General features: G+C 67.5%; 23 protein-coding genes and 1 tRNA gene. 9 read left to right on the plus strand and 15 right to left on the minus strand.

Annotated features, from left to right (window positions below; all coding sequences use genetic code 11):
- Window positions 1-2: 2 nt before the first annotated feature.
- Both SOM18_RS09440 and SOM18_RS09445 read left to right on the plus strand, forming a co-directional pair.
- On the plus strand, window positions 3-1,739 hold the full coding sequence (locus SOM18_RS09440; RefSeq protein ID WP_320481589.1) for a M1 family metallopeptidase: 1,737 nt from the start codon (window positions 3-5) through the stop codon (window positions 1,737-1,739).
- Window positions 1,736-2,056 carry a hypothetical protein gene (locus tag SOM18_RS09445; protein WP_235188234.1) on the plus strand — a complete coding sequence of 107 codons (321 nt, stop codon included), beginning with the start codon at window positions 1,736-1,738 and terminating at the stop codon, window positions 2,054-2,056. Before SOM18_RS09440 ends, SOM18_RS09445 begins: the two co-directional genes overlap by 4 nt.
- A gap of 30 nt (window positions 2,057-2,086) precedes the next feature.
- Here SOM18_RS09445 and SOM18_RS09450 read toward each other — a convergent pair whose 3' ends face one another.
- From SOM18_RS09450 to SOM18_RS09480, 7 genes are all read right to left on the minus strand, one after another.
- Complete coding sequence (locus tag SOM18_RS09450) at window positions 2,087-2,722, minus strand: DUF4198 domain-containing protein (RefSeq protein ID WP_235188235.1); 636 nt, start codon at window positions 2,720-2,722, stop codon at window positions 2,087-2,089.
- Window positions 2,723-2,849: 127 nt separating this feature from the next.
- Window positions 2,850-3,980, minus strand: a complete 1,131-nt coding sequence (locus tag SOM18_RS09455; RefSeq protein WP_200873997.1) for a calcium:proton antiporter — start codon at window positions 3,978-3,980, stop codon at window positions 2,850-2,852.
- A gap of 206 nt (window positions 3,981-4,186) precedes the next feature.
- Window positions 4,187-5,452: an ATP-dependent Clp protease ATP-binding subunit ClpX gene (gene clpX / locus SOM18_RS09460; protein WP_031396414.1), complete on the minus strand. Its 1,266-nt coding sequence runs from the start codon at window positions 5,450-5,452 to the stop codon at window positions 4,187-4,189.
- Between the two features lie 108 nt (window positions 5,453-5,560).
- On the minus strand, window positions 5,561-6,250 hold the full coding sequence (locus SOM18_RS09465) for an ATP-dependent Clp protease proteolytic subunit (RefSeq protein WP_031396413.1): 690 nt from the start codon (window positions 6,248-6,250) through the stop codon (window positions 5,561-5,563).
- Between the two features lie 114 nt (window positions 6,251-6,364).
- Window positions 6,365-7,291 carry a glycosyltransferase family 2 protein gene (locus SOM18_RS09470; RefSeq protein ID WP_031438969.1) on the minus strand — a complete coding sequence of 309 codons (927 nt, stop codon included), beginning with the start codon at window positions 7,289-7,291 and terminating at the stop codon, window positions 6,365-6,367.
- Between the two features lie 211 nt (window positions 7,292-7,502).
- Entirely contained in the window at window positions 7,503-9,146 is a 1,644-nt protein-coding gene (gene tig / locus SOM18_RS09475; RefSeq protein ID WP_031438970.1) for a trigger factor, read from the minus strand.
- A 69-nt stretch (window positions 9,147-9,215) separates the two neighbouring features.
- Window positions 9,216-9,300 (minus strand) — tRNA-Leu (locus tag SOM18_RS09480).
- A gap of 123 nt (window positions 9,301-9,423) precedes the next feature.
- Between SOM18_RS09480 and SOM18_RS09485 the strand changes: the two genes are divergently transcribed.
- Genes SOM18_RS09485 through SOM18_RS09495 form a run of 3 tightly spaced genes read left to right on the plus strand, consistent with a single transcriptional unit; the run spans window position 9,424 to window position 10,529 of the window.
- Window positions 9,424-9,579, plus strand: a complete 156-nt coding sequence (locus tag SOM18_RS09485) for a hypothetical protein (protein ID WP_166747620.1) — start codon at window positions 9,424-9,426, stop codon at window positions 9,577-9,579.
- Between the two features lie 2 nt (window positions 9,580-9,581).
- Window positions 9,582-9,800 (plus strand): hypothetical protein, encoded by a 219-nt coding sequence (locus SOM18_RS09490; RefSeq protein ID WP_031438971.1) that lies wholly within the window; start codon window positions 9,582-9,584, stop codon window positions 9,798-9,800.
- A gap of 60 nt (window positions 9,801-9,860) precedes the next feature.
- Complete coding sequence (locus SOM18_RS09495) at window positions 9,861-10,529, plus strand: retropepsin-like aspartic protease family protein (protein ID WP_235188236.1); 669 nt, start codon at window positions 9,861-9,863, stop codon at window positions 10,527-10,529.
- A 251-nt stretch (window positions 10,530-10,780) separates the two neighbouring features.
- Here the strand turns inward: SOM18_RS09495 and gatB are convergent, their stop codons facing one another.
- Genes gatB through gatC form a run of 4 tightly spaced genes read right to left on the minus strand, consistent with a single transcriptional unit; the run spans window position 10,781 to window position 14,455 of the window.
- Window positions 10,781-12,262: an Asp-tRNA(Asn)/Glu-tRNA(Gln) amidotransferase subunit GatB gene (gene gatB / locus SOM18_RS09500; RefSeq protein ID WP_031438973.1), complete on the minus strand. Its 1,482-nt coding sequence runs from the start codon at window positions 12,260-12,262 to the stop codon at window positions 10,781-10,783.
- Window positions 12,259-12,675 carry a hypothetical protein gene (locus SOM18_RS09505; protein ID WP_235188237.1) on the minus strand — a complete coding sequence of 139 codons (417 nt, stop codon included), beginning with the start codon at window positions 12,673-12,675 and terminating at the stop codon, window positions 12,259-12,261. The genes gatB and SOM18_RS09505 overlap by 4 nt, the downstream gene beginning before the upstream one ends.
- A complete protein-coding gene (gatA, locus tag SOM18_RS09510) occupies window positions 12,669-14,153 on the minus strand; it encodes an Asp-tRNA(Asn)/Glu-tRNA(Gln) amidotransferase subunit GatA (protein WP_031438975.1) in 1,485 nt (494 codons plus the stop codon). Before gatA ends, SOM18_RS09505 begins: the two co-directional genes overlap by 7 nt.
- A complete protein-coding gene (gene gatC, locus SOM18_RS09515; RefSeq protein ID WP_031438976.1) occupies window positions 14,153-14,455 on the minus strand; it encodes an Asp-tRNA(Asn)/Glu-tRNA(Gln) amidotransferase subunit GatC in 303 nt (100 codons plus the stop codon). The genes gatA and gatC overlap by 1 nt, the downstream gene beginning before the upstream one ends.
- A gap of 127 nt (window positions 14,456-14,582) precedes the next feature.
- Between gatC and SOM18_RS09520 the strand changes: the two genes are divergently transcribed.
- Complete coding sequence (locus tag SOM18_RS09520; RefSeq protein ID WP_031438977.1) at window positions 14,583-15,692, plus strand: DUF3089 domain-containing protein; 1,110 nt, start codon at window positions 14,583-14,585, stop codon at window positions 15,690-15,692.
- Window positions 15,689-16,156, plus strand: coding sequence for a Holliday junction resolvase RuvX (gene ruvX, locus SOM18_RS09525; RefSeq protein ID WP_031438978.1), 468 nt, complete (start codon window positions 15,689-15,691; stop codon window positions 16,154-16,156). The genes SOM18_RS09520 and ruvX overlap by 4 nt, the downstream gene beginning before the upstream one ends.
- On the opposite strand, the gene SOM18_RS09530 is transcribed toward ruvX, so the two are convergent.
- On the minus strand, window positions 16,153-17,694 hold the full coding sequence (locus SOM18_RS09530; protein ID WP_152555335.1) for a hypothetical protein: 1,542 nt from the start codon (window positions 17,692-17,694) through the stop codon (window positions 16,153-16,155). The two genes, ruvX and SOM18_RS09530, sit on opposite strands and share 4 nt — an antisense overlap.
- A gap of 127 nt (window positions 17,695-17,821) precedes the next feature.
- Between SOM18_RS09530 and SOM18_RS09535 the strand changes: the two genes are divergently transcribed.
- Both SOM18_RS09535 and SOM18_RS09540 read left to right on the plus strand, forming a co-directional pair.
- A complete protein-coding gene (locus tag SOM18_RS09535; RefSeq protein ID WP_031438980.1) occupies window positions 17,822-18,808 on the plus strand; it encodes an aspartate carbamoyltransferase catalytic subunit in 987 nt (328 codons plus the stop codon).
- A complete protein-coding gene (locus SOM18_RS09540) occupies window positions 18,805-20,022 on the plus strand; it encodes a dihydroorotase (protein WP_031438981.1) in 1,218 nt (405 codons plus the stop codon). Before SOM18_RS09535 ends, SOM18_RS09540 begins: the two co-directional genes overlap by 4 nt.
- A gap of 31 nt (window positions 20,023-20,053) precedes the next feature.
- On the opposite strand, the gene SOM18_RS09545 is transcribed toward SOM18_RS09540, so the two are convergent.
- Genes SOM18_RS09545 through SOM18_RS09555 form a run of 3 tightly spaced genes read right to left on the minus strand, consistent with a single transcriptional unit; the run spans window position 20,054 to window position 22,504 of the window.
- On the minus strand, window positions 20,054-21,349 hold the full coding sequence (locus SOM18_RS09545) for an SPOR domain-containing protein (protein ID WP_031438982.1): 1,296 nt from the start codon (window positions 21,347-21,349) through the stop codon (window positions 20,054-20,056).
- Window positions 21,350-21,368: 19 nt separating this feature from the next.
- Complete coding sequence (locus SOM18_RS09550; protein WP_414712109.1) at window positions 21,369-21,794, minus strand: hypothetical protein; 426 nt, start codon at window positions 21,792-21,794, stop codon at window positions 21,369-21,371.
- The gene (locus tag SOM18_RS09555) at window positions 21,791-22,504 is read right to left on the minus strand and encodes a ParA family protein (protein WP_031441008.1); all 714 of its coding nucleotides are present in this window, start codon (window positions 22,502-22,504) and stop codon (window positions 21,791-21,793) included. The genes SOM18_RS09550 and SOM18_RS09555 overlap by 4 nt, the downstream gene beginning before the upstream one ends.
- Window positions 22,505-22,575 lie beyond the last annotated feature (71 nt).

The following is a 22,575-nucleotide window of genomic DNA, read 5'->3' on the forward strand; positions in this document are numbered from 1 at the left end:
GCATGATCCCGCGCCTCCTCCTCGCCGCCAGCTGCACCGCGCTGCTCGCCATCCCCCCGGCCTCCGCGCAGCTGCCGCGCAAGGGCGAACCCGCGATAACCGCGCAGACGCAGCGTTCGGGGGGCGTGCTCACCCCCGAACAGACCGCGCTGCAGTTCGACCATGCCGACCTTGCCTTCGAGGTGCTGCCCGATGCGCAGCGGCTGAACGGCGTCGCGACGCTGCGCTTCACCGCGCGTGCGCCGGTCGCGCGGCTGCCGATCGATCTCGACCGCAACCTGCCGGTGACCGCCATCGCGATCGATGGCGTCGCGCTGCCAGCCTCCGCCTGGACCAATCCGGAGGGGCGGCTGACGATCACGCTGCCCCGGCCGGTGCCGGCGGGCGGGAAGGTGAGCGCGACGATCACCTATGGCGGCACGCCGCATGTCGCGGTGAAGGCGCCGTGGGACGACGGGATGGTCTGGTCGAAGACCCCCGACGGGCGCACCTGGTTCGCGACCACCGCGGAGGGCTATGGCTGCGACCTGTTCTGGCCGTGCCTCGACTTCCCGACCGGCGAGCCTGCGCTGGTCGATCTCCACATCACCGTACCCAAGGGGCTGAAGGCGCCGTCGAACGGCGTGCTGGTGGGCGTCGACACGTTCGCCGACGGTCGCACAACCTGGAACTGGCGCGCGAAGCACCCCAACACATACGGCATCGCGCTGAATGTCGGGCCGTATGAGGAGGTCCGCGGCACCTATAAGAGCCGCTTCGGCAACAGCATTCCGATGTTTTACTGGTATCTGCCCGGCGAGAAGCCGCAGGCGGAAAAGCTGTTCGCCGAATTCGCCCCGACGCTCGACTTTTTCGAGAGCATGATCGGCCCCTACCCGTTCGGCGACGAGAAGCTGGGCGTCGTCGAGACGCCGCACAAGGGCATGGAGCACCAGACGATCAACGCGTACGGCAACGACTATGCCAAGGCGCCCGAGGGGTTCGACTGGCTGTTCCAGCACGAGTTCGCGCATGAATGGTTCGGCAATCAGCTGACCGCCGCCAACTGGGACGATTACTGGCTGCATGAGGGCTATGGCACCTATATGCAGCCGCTCTACGGCCAGTGGCGTGAGGGGCGCGCGCGCTATGCGACGATGCTGCAGGGTGAGCGCGGGGCGATCATGAACCGCATGCCGATGACCCAGCAGCGGATCACCACCGAGGAGGAGGTGTACGAGCTCGACAAGGGCGGCGCCGGACAGGACATCTACAACAAGGGGTCGTGGATGTTGCACACGCTGCGCGGCTTGATCGGCGACACCGCCTTTTTCGACGTGACGCGCCGCGCGGTCTATGGCCGCCCCGATCCGAAGCCCGGCAACTTCACCCCCCGCTTCGGCTCGACCAAGGAGTATGAGGCGATCGTCCGCCGCGTCACCGGCAAGGATTATGGCTGGTTCTTCGACGTGTATCTCCGCCAGGCGGCGCTGCCCGAGCTGATCGAGACGCGCACCGGCACCATGCTGACGCTGGCGTGGAAGGTGCCGGGCAATGGCCGCTTCCCGCTGCCGGTCGAGGTTCAGATCGACGGCAAGACCCGGACGCTGCCGATGACGACGGGCACCGCGACGCTCGCCGTGCCGAAGGGCGCGCATGTCGTGATCGACCCCGATGCGCTGGTCCTGCGCCGGAGCATCGCGCTCGAGGAGGTGGCCGCATGGAAATCCGCACAGGCAGCGAAGGCGAAACCGCAATGACCGACGCGTCCCCGGTCCCTCGCGAAAGCGGAGGCCCAGCAGCCGCAACCGTCGCCGCGCCTGACCCTGGGCTCTTGCGTGCGCAGGAGAACCTGTGGCCCGCCCGCGCCGCGGAGATGGCGGCGATCTTCATGGTGGGCGACGGGCTGCTCGGGCTGCTCCAACCGCGGCGCCACGTCGATCTGTGGAAGGAGGACGCGCTCGGCACCGAGGCGCTGGTCCAGCCGTTCGTCGACCGCCCGGGCCGCCGCCGCCTCTATGCCGTCGTCCAGATCGCCGCGGGCCTTGCGCTCGCCGCCCGGCAACGCGCGCGCTGACGCGACCGGCGGCAAAGCTGGCGCGCGGTCTCAGGGGAGCGTGAAGCTGGTCGTCGTGATCCGGTGGAGCGTCGTCACGGGCCCGCGCGGCAGGCTGTGCTCGGTCATATCCTTGGCGGCGGCGGACAGCAGATAGCGGCCCTTCTCGACGAGCGGCGGTGTGATCGCACCTGCGCCATCGGTGACCAGCTCGGTCGAGACGCGCGTCGGCGAGATCAGCGTGACCTTCGCGCCCGCGACCGGCTTCCCCTCGCGCGTCAGGACGAAGCGCGTCCCGTTCGCGGTCGCGGGTGCGATCTCGAACGGCAATTTGGTGCGCGGATCGGCACGACCGGCGCGCGCGTAGTAGATGATGCCCTCGCGCTTGCCCGGATCGCCCCAGGGCGCGAACACGTCGTCGTCCCAGACATGCACGTCGCCCGCGGGCAGTTGCGCCTCGAGGAACCCGGCCTTGCGAACCAGCGCGGCTGCGGCTGGCGCGACGATTCGCGGGGCCTTCAGATTGGCGAATTCGGGATCGCCGCCTACGGGCATCGGTTCGGCGGGCTCGCCGAGATAGATCCGCGCGGGTCCTGCCCCGTCGCGCTCGACCCACACTTCATGCGCATCCGCCGCGCCTGCTGCCATCAGCGCGAGCATCGCTGCGCCCATCCATGCCGTCTTCACATCCGCTCTCCCGCTTATTGGGTCGAAACCCGCTGGGGCGATGCTAATGCAAGTCACTCGCGGATACCACCCCAGCCGTGATCCTGAAGAACGTCAGGATGACGGAGTGGGTGACGGATAAGCGCCCCTAGGGCACGACCGTCGTGAACAGATAGGCGGCGAAGATCACGAGGTGGAGGACGCCCTGCAGCACGGTCGTGCGTCCGGTGCCGAGCGACAGCGTCGCCACGAAAAGCGACAGCGCGAGCAGCGTCATCCCCTTGGCGTCGATCCCCAGCGCAAGCGGCAGGTCGAGCACCAGCGAGACGATCGCAACGCTCGGAATCGTTAGCCCGATCGTCGCCAGCGCGGAGCCGAGCGCGAGGTTGAGGCTGGTCTGCAACCGGTTGCGCCGCGCCGCCTTGTATGCGGCCAGGCTCTCGGGCGCGAGCACCAGCGCGGCGATCACCACCCCGACGACGGCGAGCGGCAGGCCCGCGCCGAGCACGGCGGCCTCGATCGTCGGCGACAGCGTCTTGGCAAGCAGGACGACCGACACCAGTGCGGCGAGCAGCATCCCGAACGCGATTCCCGTCGCGCGCTGCGATGGCGGGGCGGCGTGCGCGTGCGTCTCCATGTCGTCAGCCGAGGGCAGGAAATAGTCGCGGTGACGGACCGTCTGGACCAGCACGAACGTGCCGTAGAGCACCAGCGAGATGATCGCGACGAACACCAGCTGCGACGGCGCATAGGTCGGCCCGGTCGTCGACGAGGTGTAATTGGGCAGGATGAGCGACAGCACCGACATCGCCGCCAGCACGCCCAGCGCGGCGCTCATCCCCTTCAACGTGAAACGCTGTTCGTGATGCCGCACCGCGCCCGCGAGCAGGCAGAGCCCGATGATAAAGTTGAGGATGATCATGATCGCCGCGAACACCGTGTCGCGCGCGAGCGCCGCAGCGTCGCCGGCATCCGACAGCATCAGCGACACGATCAGCGACACCTCGATCACCGTCACGGCGATCGCGAGCACGAGCGTGCCGAACGGCTCGCCGACCTTATGCGCGATGACCTCGGCATGATGGACCGCGGCGAGTACGCTGGCGATTAGCACCACGATCGCCGCCGCCGTCCCGATCGACCCCATCTTGGCGAGGCCGAAGAGCACCGCGACGAGCCCCAGGCCGGGTGCGATCAGCGTCCAGACCGGCAATGCCAGCCGGTCCGGCATCGTCTCCACCACCGTTACCTTCGGTTGTTCAGCCACCTCGATCGTCATGCGGTCTCCCTCGTTGCACTAAGACAACGAATGCCCGACGCCCCGATAAGGGTCCGTCCCGCTGACGATCCACCGCCCACGCGGCCGCGAACGCACGCCCCGTCATCCTCACGTTTGTCAGGATGACGGACAATGAAGCGCCTTCCCGGAACAAAAAAAAGGGCGCCGATCGCTCGACGCCCCTTCCTCACCGGTATCGCCGCGGATCAGGCCGCGTCGCCGGCCTTCTTCTTCTCGGCATAGACGCGGATCGGTTCCTTGCGGCCCTCGATCACGTCCTTGTCGATCATCACCTCGTCGACGCCGTCCATGCCGGGCAGGTCGAACATCGTGTCGAGCAGGATGCTCTCGAGGATCGAGCGAAGCCCGCGTGCACCGGTCTTGCGCTCGATGCCCTTCTTGGCGACCGAGACGAGCGCGTCGTCGGTAAAGCCGAGCGCGACGTCCTCCATCTCGAACAGCTTCTGGTACTGCTTGACCAGCGCGTTCTTCGGCTCCTTCAGGATCTTCACCAGCGCGTCGACGTCGAGATCCTCGAGCGTTGCGATCACCGGCAGACGACCGACGAACTCGGGGATGAGCCCAAACTTGAGCAGATCCTCTGGCTCGACCGACTTCAGCGTCTCGCCGGTCTTGCGCTCGTCCGGTCCGGCGACATAGGCGCCGAAGCCGATCGACTTGCCCTGAAGGCGATCGCCGATGATCTTTTCGAGACCCGAAAATGCACCGCCGCAGATGAACAGGATGTTGGTTGTGTCCACCTGCAGGAATTCCTGCTGCGGATGCTTGCGACCGCCCTGCGGAGGAACGCTCGCCGTCGTGCCTTCCATAAGCTTGAGCAGCGCCTGCTGAACGCCCTCGCCCGACACATCGCGCGTGATCGAGGGGTTCTCCGCCTTGCGGCTGATCTTGTCGATCTCGTCGATATAGACGATCCCGCGCTGCGCCCGCTCGACATTGTAGTCGGAGGCCTGGAGCAGCTTGAGGATGATGTTCTCGACGTCCTCGCCGACATAGCCGGCCTCGGTCAGCGTCGTCGCGTCGGCCATCGTGAACGGCACGTCGAGGATGCGGGCGAGCGTCTGCGCGAGCAGCGTCTTGCCGCAACCCGTCGGCCCGACGAGCAGGATGTTCGACTTTGACAGCTCGACATCGGCACCCTTGGCGCCGTGGTTGAGCCGCTTGTAGTGATTGTGCACCGCCACCGACAGGACGCGCTTGGCGCGCTTCTGGCCGATCACATAATCGTCGAGGACGTCGCAGATCTCCTGCGGAGTCGGCACGCCGCCGTCCTTCTTGGACACCAGCGCCGACTTCGTTTCCTCACGGATGATGTCGTTGCATAGCTCGACGCACTCGTCGCAGATGAAGACCGTCGGCCCGGCGATCAGCTTGCGCACCTCGTGCTGCGACTTGCCGCAGAACGAGCAATAGAGGGTGCTCTTCGAGTCGCCACCGCTCAGCTTCGTCATTCAATCACCTCTCGCGCATGTCGGTGCGCGTGCCGTTTCCGGGGCGGTCATCGTAACGCACCCCGGATATCCTACAATCAAATAAACCCGCCAGGCTTACGATTCGCCTTATGCAGGCTTCGCCGCGTCGTCCGCGGGGGCGGGACGCTTGTCGAAAACCTCGTCGACCAGACCGAAATCCTTCGCCTCGTTCGCTTCGAGGAAGGTGTCGCGGTCCATGCGACGCTCGATCTCCTCGATCGGCTGACCCGTATACTGCGAATAGAGCTCGTTCATCCGCTTGCGGATGCGCAGGATCTCGCGCGCCTGGATCTCGATGTCGCTCGCCATGCCCTGTGCACCGCCCGATGGCTGATGGATCATGATACGCGCGTTGGTCATCGCGACGCGCATGCCGGGTTCACCGCTCGCGAGCAGGAAGCTGCCCATCGAGGCGGCCTGGCCGATGCACACCGTGCCGACGCGCGGACGGATATACCGCATCGTGTCATGGATCGCCATGCCCGCCGTGACGACACCGCCCGGCGAGTTGATGTACATGAAGATGTCCTTCTTCGGGTTCTCGGACTCGAGGAAGAGGAGCTGAGCGGTGATCAGCGAGGCCATGCCGTCCTCGACGCCGCCCGTCACGAAGATGATGCGCTCGCGGAGCAGGCGCGAGAAGATGTCGAACGAGCGCTCACCGCGGTTCGACTGCTCAATAACGATGGGAACAAGGCCTGCTTGCGTCTGCTGCAGGCCGAGCCCGGCGCTGGCCAACGGGCTCGCGAAATCGCCGGTCTCGAACGGATTGTGCATGGAAATCTCTCTTATGCCCCAGTGAACCGCCAACATCGGCGCTCGCACGGGGGAGTTCAAGCCCTGCTACCCGTCAGGAGAACCACCTACCCCCCGTCCCTCGGGGAGAGGGAGTCAGACGCCAGGCGCGGGGTAGGCCAGGTAGGCCAGCCGCCGAACCTCGCGGCGTCCGCGGACGACCGTGTCGAGGATCAGCCCCGTAAAGACGTTCAGCGCGGCAAAGATCCCGAGCCCGGTGATCAGGATCGCGGTCGGGAAGCGCGGCACCTGATGGATTTCGAGATAGGTCAGCACCAGCGGGATGCCGAGCAACAGCGCGAGCAGCGCGAACGCCCCGCCGATCGCGCCGAAGAACCACAAGGGCCGCTCGATCCGGTACAGCGTCATGATCGTCCGCAGGATCCGCCAGCCGTCGGCATAGGTGCTCAGCTTCGATTCGGACCCCTCGGGCCGCGCGAAATAGGGCGTCTCGACCTCGCCGATCGGCATCTTGAGTTCGAGCGCGTGGACGCTGATCTCGGTTTCGATCTCGAACCCCGCCGACAGCGACGGGAAGCTCTTCACGAACCGCCGCGAGAAGACGCGGTAGCCCGACAGGATATCGGTGAAGCTGCGCCCGAACAGCCGCGCGAGCATGCCGGTGAGCAGCGCGTTGCCGAACCGGTGCCCGCGGCGATAGCTTTCCTGGACCTGGCTGATCCGCGATCCGACGATCATGTCGAGCTGCTCGTCGAGCACGCGCGCGACCAAAGCCGGCGCGGACGCCGCGTCATAGGTCGCGTCACCGTCCGCCATCACATAGATATCGGCATCGATGTCCGCGAACATCCGCCGGACGACCGCGCCCTTGCCCTGGATCCGTTCGGTCCGGACGACGGCACCGGCTGCACGGGCGACCGCGACCGTCCGGTCGGCGCTGTTGTTGTCGTAGACGTAGATCGTCGCGCCGGGCAGCGCGGCGCGGAACCCCGCTACCGTCTGCGCGATCGCGGCCTCTTCGTTGTAGCAGGGCAGCAGGACGGCAATTCTCGGTTCGGTCATGCCCTGCCCTGTACAGTCGAAGACGGCGTAACGATCAACGCGTCTTCCAATCAACGCAAATCCCCGGCGGCGGCAGGGGCCCAGTTGGGGAAGGTCCATAACGAAGCTTTGCGCGCCGTCACAGCAACCTTTCCAACTGGACCCCGGCCTCCGCCGGGGAAGTGGCCCGAAAACGGGGGGAGTGCCTCAGCGAAGAGGCACTCCGATCGGCTTACGCCTCGGTCTTGGTCGCAGCCTTCTTGGCGCGCGGCTTCTTGGCCGGCGCGTCGGCAGCTTCGGTGCCCTCGGCATTTTCAGCCGCGACCGGCGACGATTCCGTTACCGCCGTCTCAGCCTCGACCGGAGCCGCCTTCTTCTTGGCGGGAGCCTTCTTGGCAGGCTTGGCCTCGTCCGCGGCGTCCGAAGCGGGCGCCTCGTCGGTCACCGCTGCGTCGTCGGCAGGTGCTGCCTTCTTCTTGGCGGCAGCCTTCTTCTTCGGCTTGTGGTTGTCATGGTCATGCACGTGCGTGCCGCTGGCGAAACCGTCCTCGCTCTCGATCGCAGCTTCCAGCTCCTCGCGGGTGGCTTCGCGGTCGGTGATCTCGGCCTTCTCGAACAGGAAGTCGACGACCTTGTCCTCGTACAGCGGGGCGCGCAGCTGGGCAGCGGCCATCGGCTCGGACTGGACATACTGCATGAACTGCTGGCGCTGCTCGGCGGGATACTGCTGGGCCGCCTGGGCGAGCAGACGCTGCATTTCCTGGTTGGACACCTCGACGCCGTTCGCCTGGCCGATCTCGGACAGGAGCAGGCCGAGGCGTACGCGACGCTCGGCGATCTTGCGGTAATCGTCGCGCTCGCCTTCCATCTCGGCCATCGCGGCCTCGGGATCGGCTTCGTGCGTGGCTTCGTGCTGGAGCTGCGACCAGATCTGGTTGAACTCGGCTTCCACCATCGACGGCGGAACCTCGAAGTCATGACCCTCGGCGAGCTGGTCGAGCAGCTTGCGCTTCATGTGCGTGCGCGTGAGCCCGTTATGCTCCTGCTCGATCTGACCCTTGAGCAGGCCCGAAAGCTGCTCGAGGCTCTCGAGACCCAGCGACTTGGCAAGATCCTCGTCGATCTTGCTCTCGCCCGCGGTCTTGACCGACTTGACGGTGATGTCGAACGTGGCCGGCTGACCCGCGAGCGACTTCTCCTGATACTCCTCGGGGAAGGTCACGTTCAGGACCTTCTCCTCGCCGGTCTTCACTCCGACGAGCTGATCCTCGAAGCCGGGGATCAGACGTCCTGCACCCAGCTCGACGCCCATGTCGGTGCCGGTGCCGCCGTCGAACGCGACGCCATCGGCGGTCTTGCCGACGAAATCGACGGTGACGAGATCGCCCATCGCCGCGGCATAATCGTCAGCGGCGTCGTCCCACTTCTTCTGCTGGTCGGCGAACTTCTGGAGCTGCTCGGTGACCGCCTCGTCGGCGACGGGCACGGTCAGGCGCTCGAGCTTCAGGCCGTCGATCGCGGGTGCGGGGACCTGCGGCAGGACCTCCATCTCGACCTTGACGACCGCGTCCTTGCCGAGGTCATAGCCGTCTTCCAGCTCGACCGAGGGCTGCATCGCGGGACGCAGCTGCTTTTCGGCGACAAGGCTCTGCACGCCTTCCTGGATCGCGGCGTTCAGCGCGTCCTGCGTCAGCGCGGGGCCGTGCATCTTGCGGATGAGGTTTGCCGGCACCTTGCCCGGACGGAAGCCCGGCATCTTCATCTGCGGCGCGAGGCGCTTCAGCTCGACATCGACCTTCGAATCGATATCCTTCGCAGTGATGGTGAGGGTGTAGGCGCGCTTGAGGCCCTCGTTCAACGTCTCGACAGTCTGCATGTCCGGCCTTTGTCTAAAAGAGCATTCGGGAAAAATTCATCTGGCGGTCGCCCCGCCAGTGCGGCGGAGTGGTGCGGGCGAAGGGACTCGAACCCCCACATCTTGCGATGGCAGGACCTAAACCTGCTGCGTCTACCAGTTCCGCCACGCCCGCACAGGACATCGCCGTAGCGGGCGCGTCTATACCAACGTTGTATCCCGGGGCAAGCACGCAAGGTAAGTCGGTGAGCAACTCGATACGATCGTGCGCGTTGATGCGGAAGAAGGAGAGAGCATCATGGCTACCCAACCCCCTGCAGAATTCCCGACGCCCTCGTCGCCTGCCGAGCCGACGACGCCGCCGCCCGAGTTCAATCCGCCCGCGCCGGACATCGACGTTCCCGATCCGGGCGCGCCCTCGACCGATCCCGCCCCCATCCAGCCAGAGTTCTGATCATGGCCGATCCCCATGCGGGCACCAATCCCGAAACCCGCCCCGAGGACCGTGACGCGGACACGCGCAGCGACATCGAGCAGGCGGTGCAGTCGCGCTCCGACGCGGTTGAACGCGGCGAAGGCGGCGACGAGCCCGAGACGTTCACCAAGACGGGCATGCCCGACGGCGTCGGCGGAACCGGCGGCGTGATCAAGAACCAGGATTCGGACGCGCAATAAGCCGCACCGGTCAGCAACCATAAATGCGGGGGTGGATAGCACAGGCTGTCCACCCCCTTCTTGCAGGAACCGCCCATTTCCACGCCCGCCAGCACCCCGCTTTTCGGGCTGCTCCCCGACCTGGCCCAGCATCAGACGCTGTACGTGGCGCTCGGTGTCGCGGTGCTGGTCTTCGTCCTCGCGCAGCGGATCCCGATCCTGCGGACGGTCGTCAATCTCGTCATGACGCTGGCGCTGGTCGGTCTGCTGTTCGTCGCGATCGGCCAGCGCAGCCAGTTCGATCCCTATCTCGGCAAGATCGCCAAGTTGCTGCGGATCGAGGACCAGACGGTTGTCGGTGGCGAGGTGCGGATCCGAATGTCCCCCGACGGGCATTTCTGGGCGCGGGCGCGGATCGACGGGGTCGAGCGACGGTTGCTGATCGACAGCGGTGCGACGATCACCGCGATTTCGACGAAGACGGCCGACGCGGCCGGGATCGATGCGCGAACGAGCGTGGTGCCGATCGTGCTCCAGACCGCCAATGGTGCGATTCCCGCGCAGTCGGGCCGGATCGGCGAACTGAAGCTCGGCGCAATCGTCGCCCGCGACCTTCAGGTGGTGGTGTCGCCCGCGTTCGGCGACACCAACGTGCTGGGGATGAACTTCCTGTCGCGACTCGCATCGTGGCGGGTCGAGGAGAATGTGCTGATCCTGGTGCCGCATCATCCGCAGAAGGTGGAGACGTAACGCGGAGCTGAGAGCCTCCACCCCGGCGAAGGCCGGGGTTCAGTTGGGAGGTCGAGGTAACGGAACGCAGCGCCTGATCAGCGACGTTTGCCAACTGGACCCCGGCCTTCGCCGGGGTGGTGCCGAGGGGGAAGTTACTCACTAGTTCCTCGTTCCCCCGCGGAGGCGGGGGCCCAAGAGTCCAGCAGCGTCGCGCGCGGTTACCCTGGACTCCCGCCTTCGCGGGAGAACAGAGACCGGGAGAACAGGGCTTACGGCGCCACCGAGTCCCCGAGCGCGCTCTTCAGCACTTCGTTCACCACCGCCGGGTTCGCCTTGCCGCCCATCGCCTTCATCGTCTGGCCGACGAAGAACCCGAACAGCTTGTCCTTGCCGCCGCGGTAATCCGCGACCTTGTCCGCGTTCGCGGCCATCACCTCGGCGATGACCTTCTCGATCGCGCCGGTGTCGCTGGTCTGCTTCAGCCCGCGATCCTCGACGACCTTCGCCGCGCCGTCGCCGGTCTCGAGCATCACCTCGAACACCTGCTTGGCAAGGCTGCCCGACAGCGTGCCGTCGGCGATCAGCCCGAGCAGTTCGGCTGCCTGCGACGGCGACACCGGCGAGTTGGCAATGTCCCTGCCCGTCCGGTTGAGCGCACCGAAAAGCTCCGACGTCGTCCAGTTCGCCGCCGCCGCCGGCTTCACGCCCGCATCGAGCAGCGCATCGAACCAGCGCGCCGCCTCGACCTCGGCGGTCAGGACGGTCGCCTGATAGGCGGTAATCCCGAGCGCTTCGTACCGCGCCCGCTTCGCGTCGGGCAGTTCGGGCAGCGACGCGCGGCATTCCTCGAGGAACGCGTCGTCGAGCACGAGCGGCAACAGGTCGGGATCGGGGAAGTAGCGGTAATCATGCGCGTCTTCCTTCGACCGCATCGACCGCGTCTCGTTGCGATCGGGATCGTAGAGCCGCGTCTCCTGCACGATCTTGCCACCGGCCTCGAGCACCTCCACCTGGCGCCTGGCCTCCTGCTCGACCACCGCCATCACGAAGCGCACCGAATTAACGTTCTTCGTCTCGGTCCGCGTGCCGAGCTCGTCGCCGGGCTTGCGCACGCTGACATTGACGTCGGCGCGCATCGAGCCCTCTTCCATGTTGCCGTCGCACGATCCGACATAGCGCAGGATCGACCGTAACTTGCGCAGATACGCGCCCGTCTCGGCCGGCGATGCGAGATCGGGCTTCGACACGATCTCCATCAGCGCGACGCCCGAGCGATTGAGATCGACATAGGACTGGGTCGGATGCTGGTCGTGCATCAGCTTGCCCGCATCCTGCTCGACATGGATGCGCTCGACGCCGATCCGCTTACCCGCGGCGTCAGGGTTCTTCTCGTCGAGGCTGATGTCGATCGCGCCTTCGCCGACGATCGGATGATAGAGCTGGCTGATCTGATAGCCCTGCGGCAGATCGGCGTAGAAGTAATTCTTCCGGTCGAACCGCGACCATTTGTTGATCTGCGCCTCGATCGCCATGCCGGTGCGCACCGCCTGGCGGATGCACTCGCGGTTCGGCACCGGCAGCATGCCGGGCATCGCCGCGTCGACGAGGCTGACCTGTGTGTTGGGCTCGGCCCCGAACGCGGTCGCCGCGCCCGAGAACAGCTTGGCGTTCGACGTCACCTGCGCGTGGACTTCGAGGCCGATCACGACCTCCCACTCGCCCGTGTCGCCCTGAATGCGATAGTCGCTCATATCCGGTTCCGATGATGAATATAGTTGATCGCGGTCAGTGCCGCGTTGCTGCCGAGCAGGCCGACCACCCAGCATGCCGAAAGAATACGCAGGATCGCGCCCTCGAAACCGAGCACCAGCGCCTCGTGATGCGCGGCCGCGGCGGCACCGCCGGCCAGCACCAGGAACACCGCGCCCAGCCGGTAATCGCCGCGCAAAATCACGCTGTTGCCAACGCAAAGGCACAGGATGAACACCGCGAGCCCGAGAAAGAAGCGCGCGAGCACGGCGTGATCGAACGGCCGGTTGTCGATCTCGGTCAGCGACACGCCGACATAGGCGCTGAGGATCGCCCCGAACGCGACGTTGAGCGCGTTCTGCGCTTCGCGCAGCACGGCGACGTTGCGCGTGACGAAGGCGCGATCGGTTACCACCACGCCTCGGGCCGGGCAGTGAACCCCGCCCGCTGCTCGATCGCGAGCCCGGCGTTCAGCACGCCCTGCTCGTCGAGCGGCTTGCCGATGATCTGAAGCCCAAGCGGCAGCCCCTGCTTGTCGAGACCACCCGGCACCGACATCGCGGGCAGACCCGCGAGCGACGACGGCACGGTGAAGACGTCGTTCAGATACATTGCGATCGGATCGGACGACTTTTCACCAAGCGCGAACGCCGCCGATGGGGCGGTCGGGGTGAGCAGGACGTCGCACGTCTCCCACGCCTTTTCGAAATCGCGCGCGATCAGCGTCCGGATCTTCTGCGCCTGCGTATAGTACGCGTCGTAGTAGCCGGCCGACAGCACATAGGTGCCGATCATGATGCGGCGCTTCACCTCGGGACCGAAGCCGTCGGCGCGGGTCGCGGCGTACATGTCCTGCAGCCCCGAGCCCGCGGGCAGGTCGCGGATGCCGTAGCGCACGCCGTCATAGCGCGCGAGGTTCGACGACGCCTCGGCTGGCGCGATGATGTAATAGGCGGGCAACGCATATTTGGTGTGCGGGAGCGAAACCTCGACGATCGTCGCGCCGGCGTCCTTCAGCCAGTCGATGCCCTTCTGCCAGAGCGCCTCGATCTCCTCGGGCATGCCGTCGACGCGGTATTCCTTGGGGATACCGACGCGCAGGCCGGCGAGGCTGGCCGACAGACCCGCTTCCCATTTCGGCACGTCGAGCTGGAGCGAGGTGCCGTCCTTCGCATCGAACCCGGCCATCGCCTCGAGCAGGATCGCGCAGTCGCGCACGTCGCGCGCCATCGGCCCAGCCTGGTCAAGCGACGAGGCGAACGCGATCGTCCCCCAGCGCGAGCAGCGGCCATAGGTCGGCTTGATGCCGCTGATGCCGGTAAAGGCGGCGGGCTGGCGGATCGAACCGCCAGTGTCGGTGCCGGTCGCGCCGGGGCAAAGCCGTGCGGCGACCGCCGACGAGGAGCCGCCCGACGACCCGCCGGGTGCGAGCGCGGCGTTGCCGCCGTCGTTGCGCTTCCAGGGTGAGATCACGTTACCGAACGCGGAGGTCTCGTTCGACGACCCCATCGCGAACTGGTCCATGTTCAGCTTGCCGAGCATCCCCGCGCCCGCATCCCACAGATTCTGCGAGACGGTCGACTCATAGGTCGGCGTGAAGCCTTCGAGGATATGGCTCGCCGCGGTCGTCGTGACGCCCTTGGTGCAGAACAGGTCCTTCATGCCGATCGGGACGCCGGCCAGCGGCTTGAGCGTCTCGCCGGCGGCGCGCGCGGTATCGGCGGCGGTGGCGGCGGCGATCGCATGGTCGGGCGTCTCGACCAGGAACGCGTTGAGCGCCTTGGCCTGGCTCACCTTGACGATGAACGCGTCGGCGACGTTGCGCGCCGAAAAGCTGCCGTCGCGCACGCCGTCGCGGATGCCGGCGATGCCGAGATCGGTAAGGTCGGTCATTATTCGATCACCTTGGGCACGGCGAAGAAGCCGTGCTCTGCCACGGGGGCGTTGGCCAGGACCTGCTCGCGGATATTGCCGCCGGTCAGCGGATCAGCGTTGACGACGTCGTCGCGCAGCCGCAGCGTGTTGGGGATGACGGCGGTCATCGGCTCGACGCCGGTCGTATCGACCTCGCCCAGCATCTCGATCCAGCCAAGGATGTTTCCGAGTTCGGGCGCGATACGCGCGGCGTCCTCGTCGGTGATCGCGATGCGCGCAAGGCTCGCGATCCGCTTCACGGTTGCAGTATCTACGGACATGGCGCTCGGCTAGCACCGCGCGGCGCGAGCGCGCAACACCCTTCGTGTTCCCCCGCGGAAACGCACCCGTTGCAACCGCGCCGCGCATGCGGCACGGGGACGGCACCGCCTGCACGGAAGGTCCCGCTTGGCCCGCAAGTTTCTCTATTTCGTTACCGCGATGATCGTCCTCGCGATCGCCGCGCTGCTCGCCTATCGCCTGTTCGGGACCGAGCTGATGCGGATCGCGATGGTCCCGAGCGAGACGTTCCAGGCGCAGCGCAAGGCGCCCGCGAACATCTATGCGCGCAAGATCCTGTGGCTCGCGCGCCCCGATCGCCCCGGCAATCCCGCGCTCTGGACACCCGAAGGCTATGCGCCCGGGACCCCGGGAACGGGCGCGGCGATCTTCTTCATCCACCCGACCTCGTACATCAGCCGCGACCACTGGAACGCGCCGATCGACGATCCCGAGACCAATGCCCGAGCCGAACTGTTCCTGCGCGGCCAGGCGAGCGCGTTCAACGGCGCGGGCGACATCTGGGCGCCGCGCTATCGCCAGGCGACCTTCGGCGCGTTCCTGACCAGCGAGGCCGACAGCGAACGCGCGCTCGCGCTCGCATACGGCGACGTCACCGCCGCGTTCGACCGGTTCCTCAAGGAAGCCGGCCCGACCCGCCCAATCATCCTCGCCGGACACAGCCAGGGCGCGCTCCACCTCACCCGACTGCTGCGTGACCGGATCGCGACCGACCCGAAACTGAAGGCGCGGATCGTCGCCGCCTATGTCGTCGGCTGGCCGGTCTCGCGCGTCACCGACCTGCCGCGGATGGGCCTGGCCGAATGCCGCAGCGCCGACCAGACCGGCTGCATCCTGTCATGGGAAAGCTTTTCCGAGCCCGCCGATCCGTCGCTGGTCGTCGAGACCTATGACCGGACCACGGGGTTCGACGGGCAGCCGCGCAAGGGCACGCCGATGATCTGCACCAACCCGCTGACCGGCACCGCCGATGCGAGCGCGCCCGCGACCGCCAATCTCGGCACGCTGGTCCCGTCCGCCGACCTGTCGAGCGCGACGCTGTCGGTCGGCAACGTGCCCGCGCGCTGCGGCAACCGGGGTATCCTGCTGATCGGCGAGGGCCCCGATCTCGGGCCTTACGTGCTCCCCGGGAACAACTACCACGTGTACGACTATCCGCTGTTCTGGGCGAATGTGCGCGCGGACGCCAACCGCCGTCTTGCGGCGTTCACGCGATGATCACGGTCTCCCCCGCGCAGTTTCGCGATGCGCTCCCGAATGGCGGACGGCTGATCGGCCTCGACGTCGGCACCAAGACGATCGGCACCGCGCTGTGCGATGCCGGTTGGTCGTTCGCGAGCCCCGCCTTGCTGATCCGCCGCACCAAGTTCCAGAAGGACAAGGCCGCGCTTGCCGAGATGATCACGGCGCAGAAGGTCGTCGGGCTCGTCATCGGCCTGCCGATCAACCTCGACGGCAGCGAAAGTCCGCGCTCGCAATCGACGCGGGCGTTCGCGCAGAACCTGAAGGACATGGGGCTGCCGATCCTGCTCCAGGACGAACGCTGGTCGACCGTCGCGGTCACGCGCACGCTGATCGAACAGGACGCCAGCCGCGCCAAGCGCGCCGAGCTGGTGGACAAGATGGCGGCGGCGTACATCCTCCAGGGCGCGATCGACGCGCTGGTGACCGCGCAGATCTAGCGGACGACGCGGCGCCCCGCCACGCGGTACAAAGTCGACGTCCCGTTGGTCCACACGACGCGCAAGTCCGCGGCCTGCGCAGCCCCCGGTGGATACCCGATCGTCCAGACATGCGTGAACGCCGCGCGCGGGAAGCCGGCGATCGCTGCGCTGAAGTTGGACCCGATATCGGAACATTGGGCAGGAAAAACGCTCTGACTCGGATCGGCGAGATAGGGGGCGGCGGCCTGATGCCGGATGCTCAGCAGTTGCTGGCCCTCGATCACCCACTGAACGTTGGTGAAGACGTCGCGCCGGACGATCGCCAGCCCGGGCAGGTGATCGCGCCGCAGATCGGTCCATGCGCCAAAACAGGGCCGTGCGACCAGCGAAAGAACCGCCGCGCCGCGCGGGATTGCAGCAATGGCGGAAAGCTCGCTTTGCTGCTCGGCAGAGCGCTCGACAAAACTCAATGTCGTGCCGCCCAGTCGGACAACGACGAACAGCACCGCCAGCCACGCGGTCGTTCGTGTCGTCTTCCCGGTCACCGGCGGCGCGATCGCGATCAGCGCGAGCATCACCATGGCGGGCGCGATCCGCATGTCGACATAGGCGCCCCCCATCAACAACCTTGGCAGTAAAGCGAACGCCGCCAGACACGCCAGCGCAGGCCAGCCGAGGATCCGCGAAAACCGCCAATCACGGCTGCGCGCTGCGGCATAGAGGACAAGGACGGGCGGGATCAGCGACAGAAGGTCGAACGCCTGCCACCGGTCCCTGAAGATCGACAGGATCCACCCGACCTTGGCGGGCATGTTGAACCAGTCCGACGCACCGAGCCCGGCTTCCCCGTGCCCGGACCCAAGCCCCGCTTGGAAGGCCATGATACCCAGCGGCCCCGCGAGCGGCAGGCACTGGGTGATGGTCCCGCCGAGCGCTGCGCCCCAGCCCCGCCCCGCCGCCCGCAACCGCGCGAGTTCGGCGGCCGCCGCCATCAACCCGAACATCCCCCAGCCGAAGCTGTGCGCCACCCACAGCACGGGAGCGATCGCAACGAATGCCACCGCGCGCACCGCAAACCGCCCCGCGCGCCCCCAGCGGATCCAGACGGCCAGCGCGCAAAAGGCCAGCGCCTGCGACAGCGCGAAATTGACGAACCCGAACTGGAACGGCCAGGCATAAACGAGCGGCACCACAAGGATCGCGGTCGGCGGCACGCGCCCGTGCGCCTCGCGCGCGGTCCATAACAGGCCGATGACCGTCACCACCGGAATCGCGATCACCGCCAGCTTCGTCGCGGGCTCGAATCCGAAGATACGGGCGAGCGCAGGCACCACCAGGTCCATCCCCAGATTGGGTATCAGTGCCCAGTGAAACGTATAATAGCGCGTTAAATCGGGCGAATCCCCCAGCGCCATCGCGATGTGCCACCGCCCCATATGCCCCGGCAGATCGCCCAGCGGCGGCAGCGCGGGCCACAACAACGGCACCGCCGCCGCGACGACGAGCGCGACCATAAACCAGCCGTGCTCCCACCACCGCGCGCGCTGCGTGGTCACGTCAGTCTCGTTATCAGTCCCCACCATGTGTCCCTGATCGCAGGCCGCCCCTAAAACCGGGTTAACCACCCCGCGTCGAGCAACGAACCTTGCCCCCGCCGCCGCAGCCCACTACCCAGCGCGCTTGATGCAACGTTCAGATCACCGCCCCGCCACCCTCATCGAGGGCGGCGCCGTCTTCCCGCACCGGCACCTGACCGGGATCGACGGGCTCCAGCCGCACGAGATCGCGTTCCTGCTCGACGAAGCGGAAACCTGGGTCGAGGCGAACCGCACTCATGCGACCCCCGATAAAAGGCTCGCGGGCCTGACACAGATCAACGCGTTCTTCGAGAACAGCACGCGGACTTTGCTGTCGTTCGAGATCGCGGGCAAGCGGCTCGGCGCCGACGTCGTCAACATGCACGCTGCGCAGTCGAGCGTGAAGAAGGGCGAGACGCTGATCGACACCGCGATGACGCTGAACGCAATGCGCGCCGACGTCATCGTCATCCGCCACATGGCGAGCGGGGCGGTGCGGCTGATCGCCGACAAGGTCGACTGCCCCGTCCTGAACGCAGGCGACGGCCGCCACGAACATCCGACCCAGGCGCTGCTCGACGCGCTGACGATCCGCCGCCGCCGCGGGTCGATCGCGGGGCAGCGCGTCGTGATCTGCGGCGACGTGCTGCACAGCCGCGTCGCACGCTCGAACATCCTCGCACTCACCGCGCTCGCCGCCGAGGTCCGGGTCTGCGCACCCTCGACGCTGATGCCTGCGGCGATCCACAAGATGGGGGTCACCCCGTTCACCGATTTCGATGCCGCGCTGGAGGGCGCCGACGTGGTCATGATGCTGCGCCTGCAGAACGAGCGGATGGACGGCGCGTACGTGCCCTCCACGCGCGAATACCGGATGCGCTACGGCCTGACGCTCGACCGGCTCGCGCGCGCGGCGCCCGATGCGCTGGTGATGCACCCCGGGCCGATGAACCGCGGCGTCGAGATCGATTCGGCGGTCGCGGATCATGCCCGCTCGGCGATCACCGAGCAGGTCGAGATGGGCGTCGCGGTCCGCATGGCGTGCCTCGACGTGCTGACCCGCCGGGCGCGCGGTGTGGAGGGCTGGGCATGATCCTTGCGCTCACCAATGCGACGCTCGTCTGCCCGGTCGGCGGCATCACCAAGGGCAATCTCCTGATCCGCGACGGCGTCGTCGTCGCGACCGGGCTGGTCGAGATCCCCGCGGATGCGCAGACGATCGACTGCGCGGGCAAGACGCTTGCTCCCGGCATCGTCGATCTTGGCGTGGCGAAGATTGACCGGGCCGCGTTCCGCGCGGGCGGCATCGTCCGCGTCGGGCTGATGCCCGACCAGTCGCCCGTGCTCGACGATCCCGGCATCGTCCAGCGCGCTGCGCTGATCGGCAAGCCCGACCTGTGGATCCACCCGATCGCCGCCGCGACTCAGGCGCTCGCCGGTCATGACCTTGCCGAGATGGCAGTCTGCCTGTCGGCGGGTGCGCGCGCGGTCGGCACCGGCAAGGGCTGGATCGCCGACAGTGGCGTCATGCACCGCGTGCTCGCCTATGCGCGCGACCTCGACATCGCGGTCGTCACGCATGCCGAGGATGGCGGACTGACCGCGGGCGCCGTGGCGACCGCAGGCGAAACCGCGACCCGGCTTGGCCTGCCCGCCGCCCCCGCGATCGCCGAGGCGCTGGCGATCGCGCGCGACCTGATGCTGGCCGAGGACACCGGTGCGCGGCTTCACATCCGCCAGGTGACGACCGCCGCAGGCTTCGACCTGATCCGTGCCGCCAAGCGTCGTGGTGTGGCGGTGACCTGCGGCATCACGCCCGCGCATCTCCATTTGTCCGACATCGCGGTCAGCGACTTCCGCAGCTTCGCGCATCTCTCGCCGCCACTCAGGAGCGAATCAGATCGCCAGGCGGCGCTGGCGGCGGTCGCCGACGGCACGATCGACGTGATCTGCTCCGCGCATGATCCGCGCGGGCCCGAGGAAAAGCGCCTGCCCTTCGCCGATTCGAGCGCCGGGATGGCGGGGGCCGAGACGCTGCTGCCGCTCGCGCTGATGCTGGTGCGCGACGAACGGGTCACGCTGTCGGGGCTGTTCGCGCTGCTGAGCCGCAACCCGGCCGCGGTGCTCGGGCTCGACACCGGGACGCTCGAGGTCGGCAAGCCCGCCGATCTGCTGCTGTTCGACGCTCAGGCGCCGTGGCAGATCACCGGCGACGCGTTCGCCGCCAGCGCGAACAACACGCCGTTCGACGGCCTGCCGGTGCAGGGCAAGGTACTGCGCGTCTGGAAAGGCGGCCGCGAGATCTGACGGGCATCGTGCGTCGGAGCCCGCCTGTCATTCAGCGGGTCGCGACCTCAACGCCGCCGCCACGCAGCCAAAGCGCCATCTGGTCGCCGGCGCCCTGTCGCACGAAACAGGCGCCACCGGTCGCGCGGTAGCGCCGGCACACCTGATTGGCCTCGTCGCGGCCGAACCCGCCGACCGACAGGCGGTAATAGGCCTCGCCGTTCGTCCTGAACGCCATGCCGTTGGGCTGGCGGCCGGAGAAGCCGTCGAAGCGACGCGTGGCCTGGCTCCAGGCGGCCCTCGCGACGCCGGCATTGTCATAGGCGCCGATCTGGACATACCAGTCGCCCGTCCCTGCCGAGATCGCGCGCACGCCGCGTTGCGCACGCGCGGCGAGCACGGCGCCCTCGCTGCGGCTGGCGAGCATCGTCGGCGTGCCGCCGGGCAGTGCCTGAACGACCTCGCGCGGCGCGGCGAAGGTGATCCGCGACGGGGCTGGAGTCGATCCCGCTTCGGCCAGAGCGACGGGCCGCGCGCTGCGTTCGACCGCGGCCAGCGCCTCGATCGGCGAGACCGTCGGCATGAGCGGTGCGCGGTTGAGCGCGAGTGCGGCGGGCTGGCCGGCATCGGCGACCGCGCGCACGCCGAGCAGGCCGGCGACCTGATCATATGACGTCGTCGGCTGAGCGAAACGGGCCCATTGTTCGAGCCTTGCATCGACCTCGGTCGGCGCAAGATCGGCGGCCGCGACGACCCGCGCGGCCTGCCACTGGCCCGCCAGCGCGAGCGCGAGCGCTAGGTTCTGCCGGGCCTTCGCATTGCTTTCGGACGAGCGCGCAACCTCGGTCAGCAGCCCGATCGCGCCGCCTGCATCACCCGCCAGCGCCAGCGCGAGGCCACGATCGCTCGGCGGTATGATCGATGCGTTGCGTTCGAGCGTCTGCCGCGCGCCCTGCGTGTCGCCACCGGCGATCTGCGTCAGCGCCAGGTTGAGCGCCGCCTTCCCGTCCGCCGGCGACAGCGCCAGCACATCGGCAAACCCCTGCCGCGCCGACGTGAACCGCCCCGCCTGGAGATAGCCCTGCGCGAGCAGCAGCCGATACGCCGCCGATTGCGGCATCATCGCCACCGCCGCCTCGGCAAAATAGACCGCGGCGCCGCCATCGTGCCGGGCCAGCGCGACCTCTGCACGGTGCGCGTTCACCGCGCCCGCCTTGGCTTCGAGATCGGCCTTGCGATTGCTCGCCGACGCCAGGCCGCGGCCGGTCTCGCCCGCACTGCACCCGACCATCGTGCCGCCCAGTACAAGGGCCGACAGCCCCATCGAAAGAAGGATTCGTGTCGTCATCGGCTATGATCCCACCGGTTCATTTCGGGGCCCTGGTCACGGGAAGCTGCGCAACGAGCGCGTCGACCTCGGGCAGATTTTGAAGAAAGGCATCGAGCGCGAGCGTCACGAGGTGTTGCGACGAATGCCGCGTCATTGCACTCGCGAGTCGAAGCCGGACATGACGATCGCTGTCGAGGCGAAGCGTGAAGGCGGCCTTGCCGTTGCGCGTTCTGGCTGCGCTCTCGCGGGCGATCCTGCGTGCTGTCGCGAGCGTCACCGATGCCGAAGCAGCATCATCCTCGACGGGTTCGGCCGTGGCGGTACCCAGCGCGAGCGGCCGCATCGCCGGGCGGGCGTCGCCCTTGCGCGCCAGCAGCGACGCCGACAGCGAGCCCAGCGGCTTCGGCACGTCGGCCGATTCGGGATGCGACTGGACGGGCGGGCGGGCGGGCATCGCGCTCATCCGACCACCCGCCGGCCGAAGCCTGGCGCGGGCCCGCGCTGCCCGAACCCCGCGCCTGCGTTGGGCACGCTGAACACCGTGCGCCGGAAATTCTTTTCGAGCCGGTCGGTGACATAGGTCCAGAGCGCTTCGATCTCCGCCGCGGACTTGCCCTTGGGATCGACCTCCATGACCGTGCGGCCGTCGATCATCGAGGCGGCGAAATCGGTGCGCTGGTGGATCGTCATCGGGGCGACGGTGCCGTGCTGAGAGAGCGCGACGATCGCCTCGGCCGTGATCCGCGCCTTGGGGGTCGCGGCATTGACGACGAAGATCAGCGGCTTGCCCGCGCGATCGCACAGATCGACGGTTGCGCCGACCGCGCGCAGGTCATGCGGGCTCGGTCGGGTCGGGACGACGATCAGCTCGGCGATCTGGATCACCGTCTGGATCGCGACCGTGATCGACGGCGGCGTGTCGATCACCGCCAGCTTGAACCCCTGCTGGCGAAGAATTTCGAGATCGGCGGCGAGCCGCGCGACCGTGGTCTGCGCCAGCGCCGGCGCCTCCGCCTCGCGCTCGTTCCACCAGTCGGTCAGCGACGCTTGCGGATCGATATCGATCAGCACGACCGGCCCCTGCCCGGCGCGCTCCGCCTGGACCGCGAGATGCCCGGACAGAGTCGTCTTTCCCGACCCGCCTTTCTGCGATGCCATCGCCAGAACGCGCATAAGCCCCCTTACGTCTCGTCAACCAAGGCACGCGATGCCATGCCAGCGGATAAGAAGCGGTTAACGCGTGG

It is taken from the genome of Sphingomonas sp. CFBP9019 (assembly GCF_034045155.1).
Lineage (GTDB): Bacteria > Pseudomonadota > Alphaproteobacteria > Sphingomonadales > Sphingomonadaceae > Sphingomonas > Sphingomonas aerolata.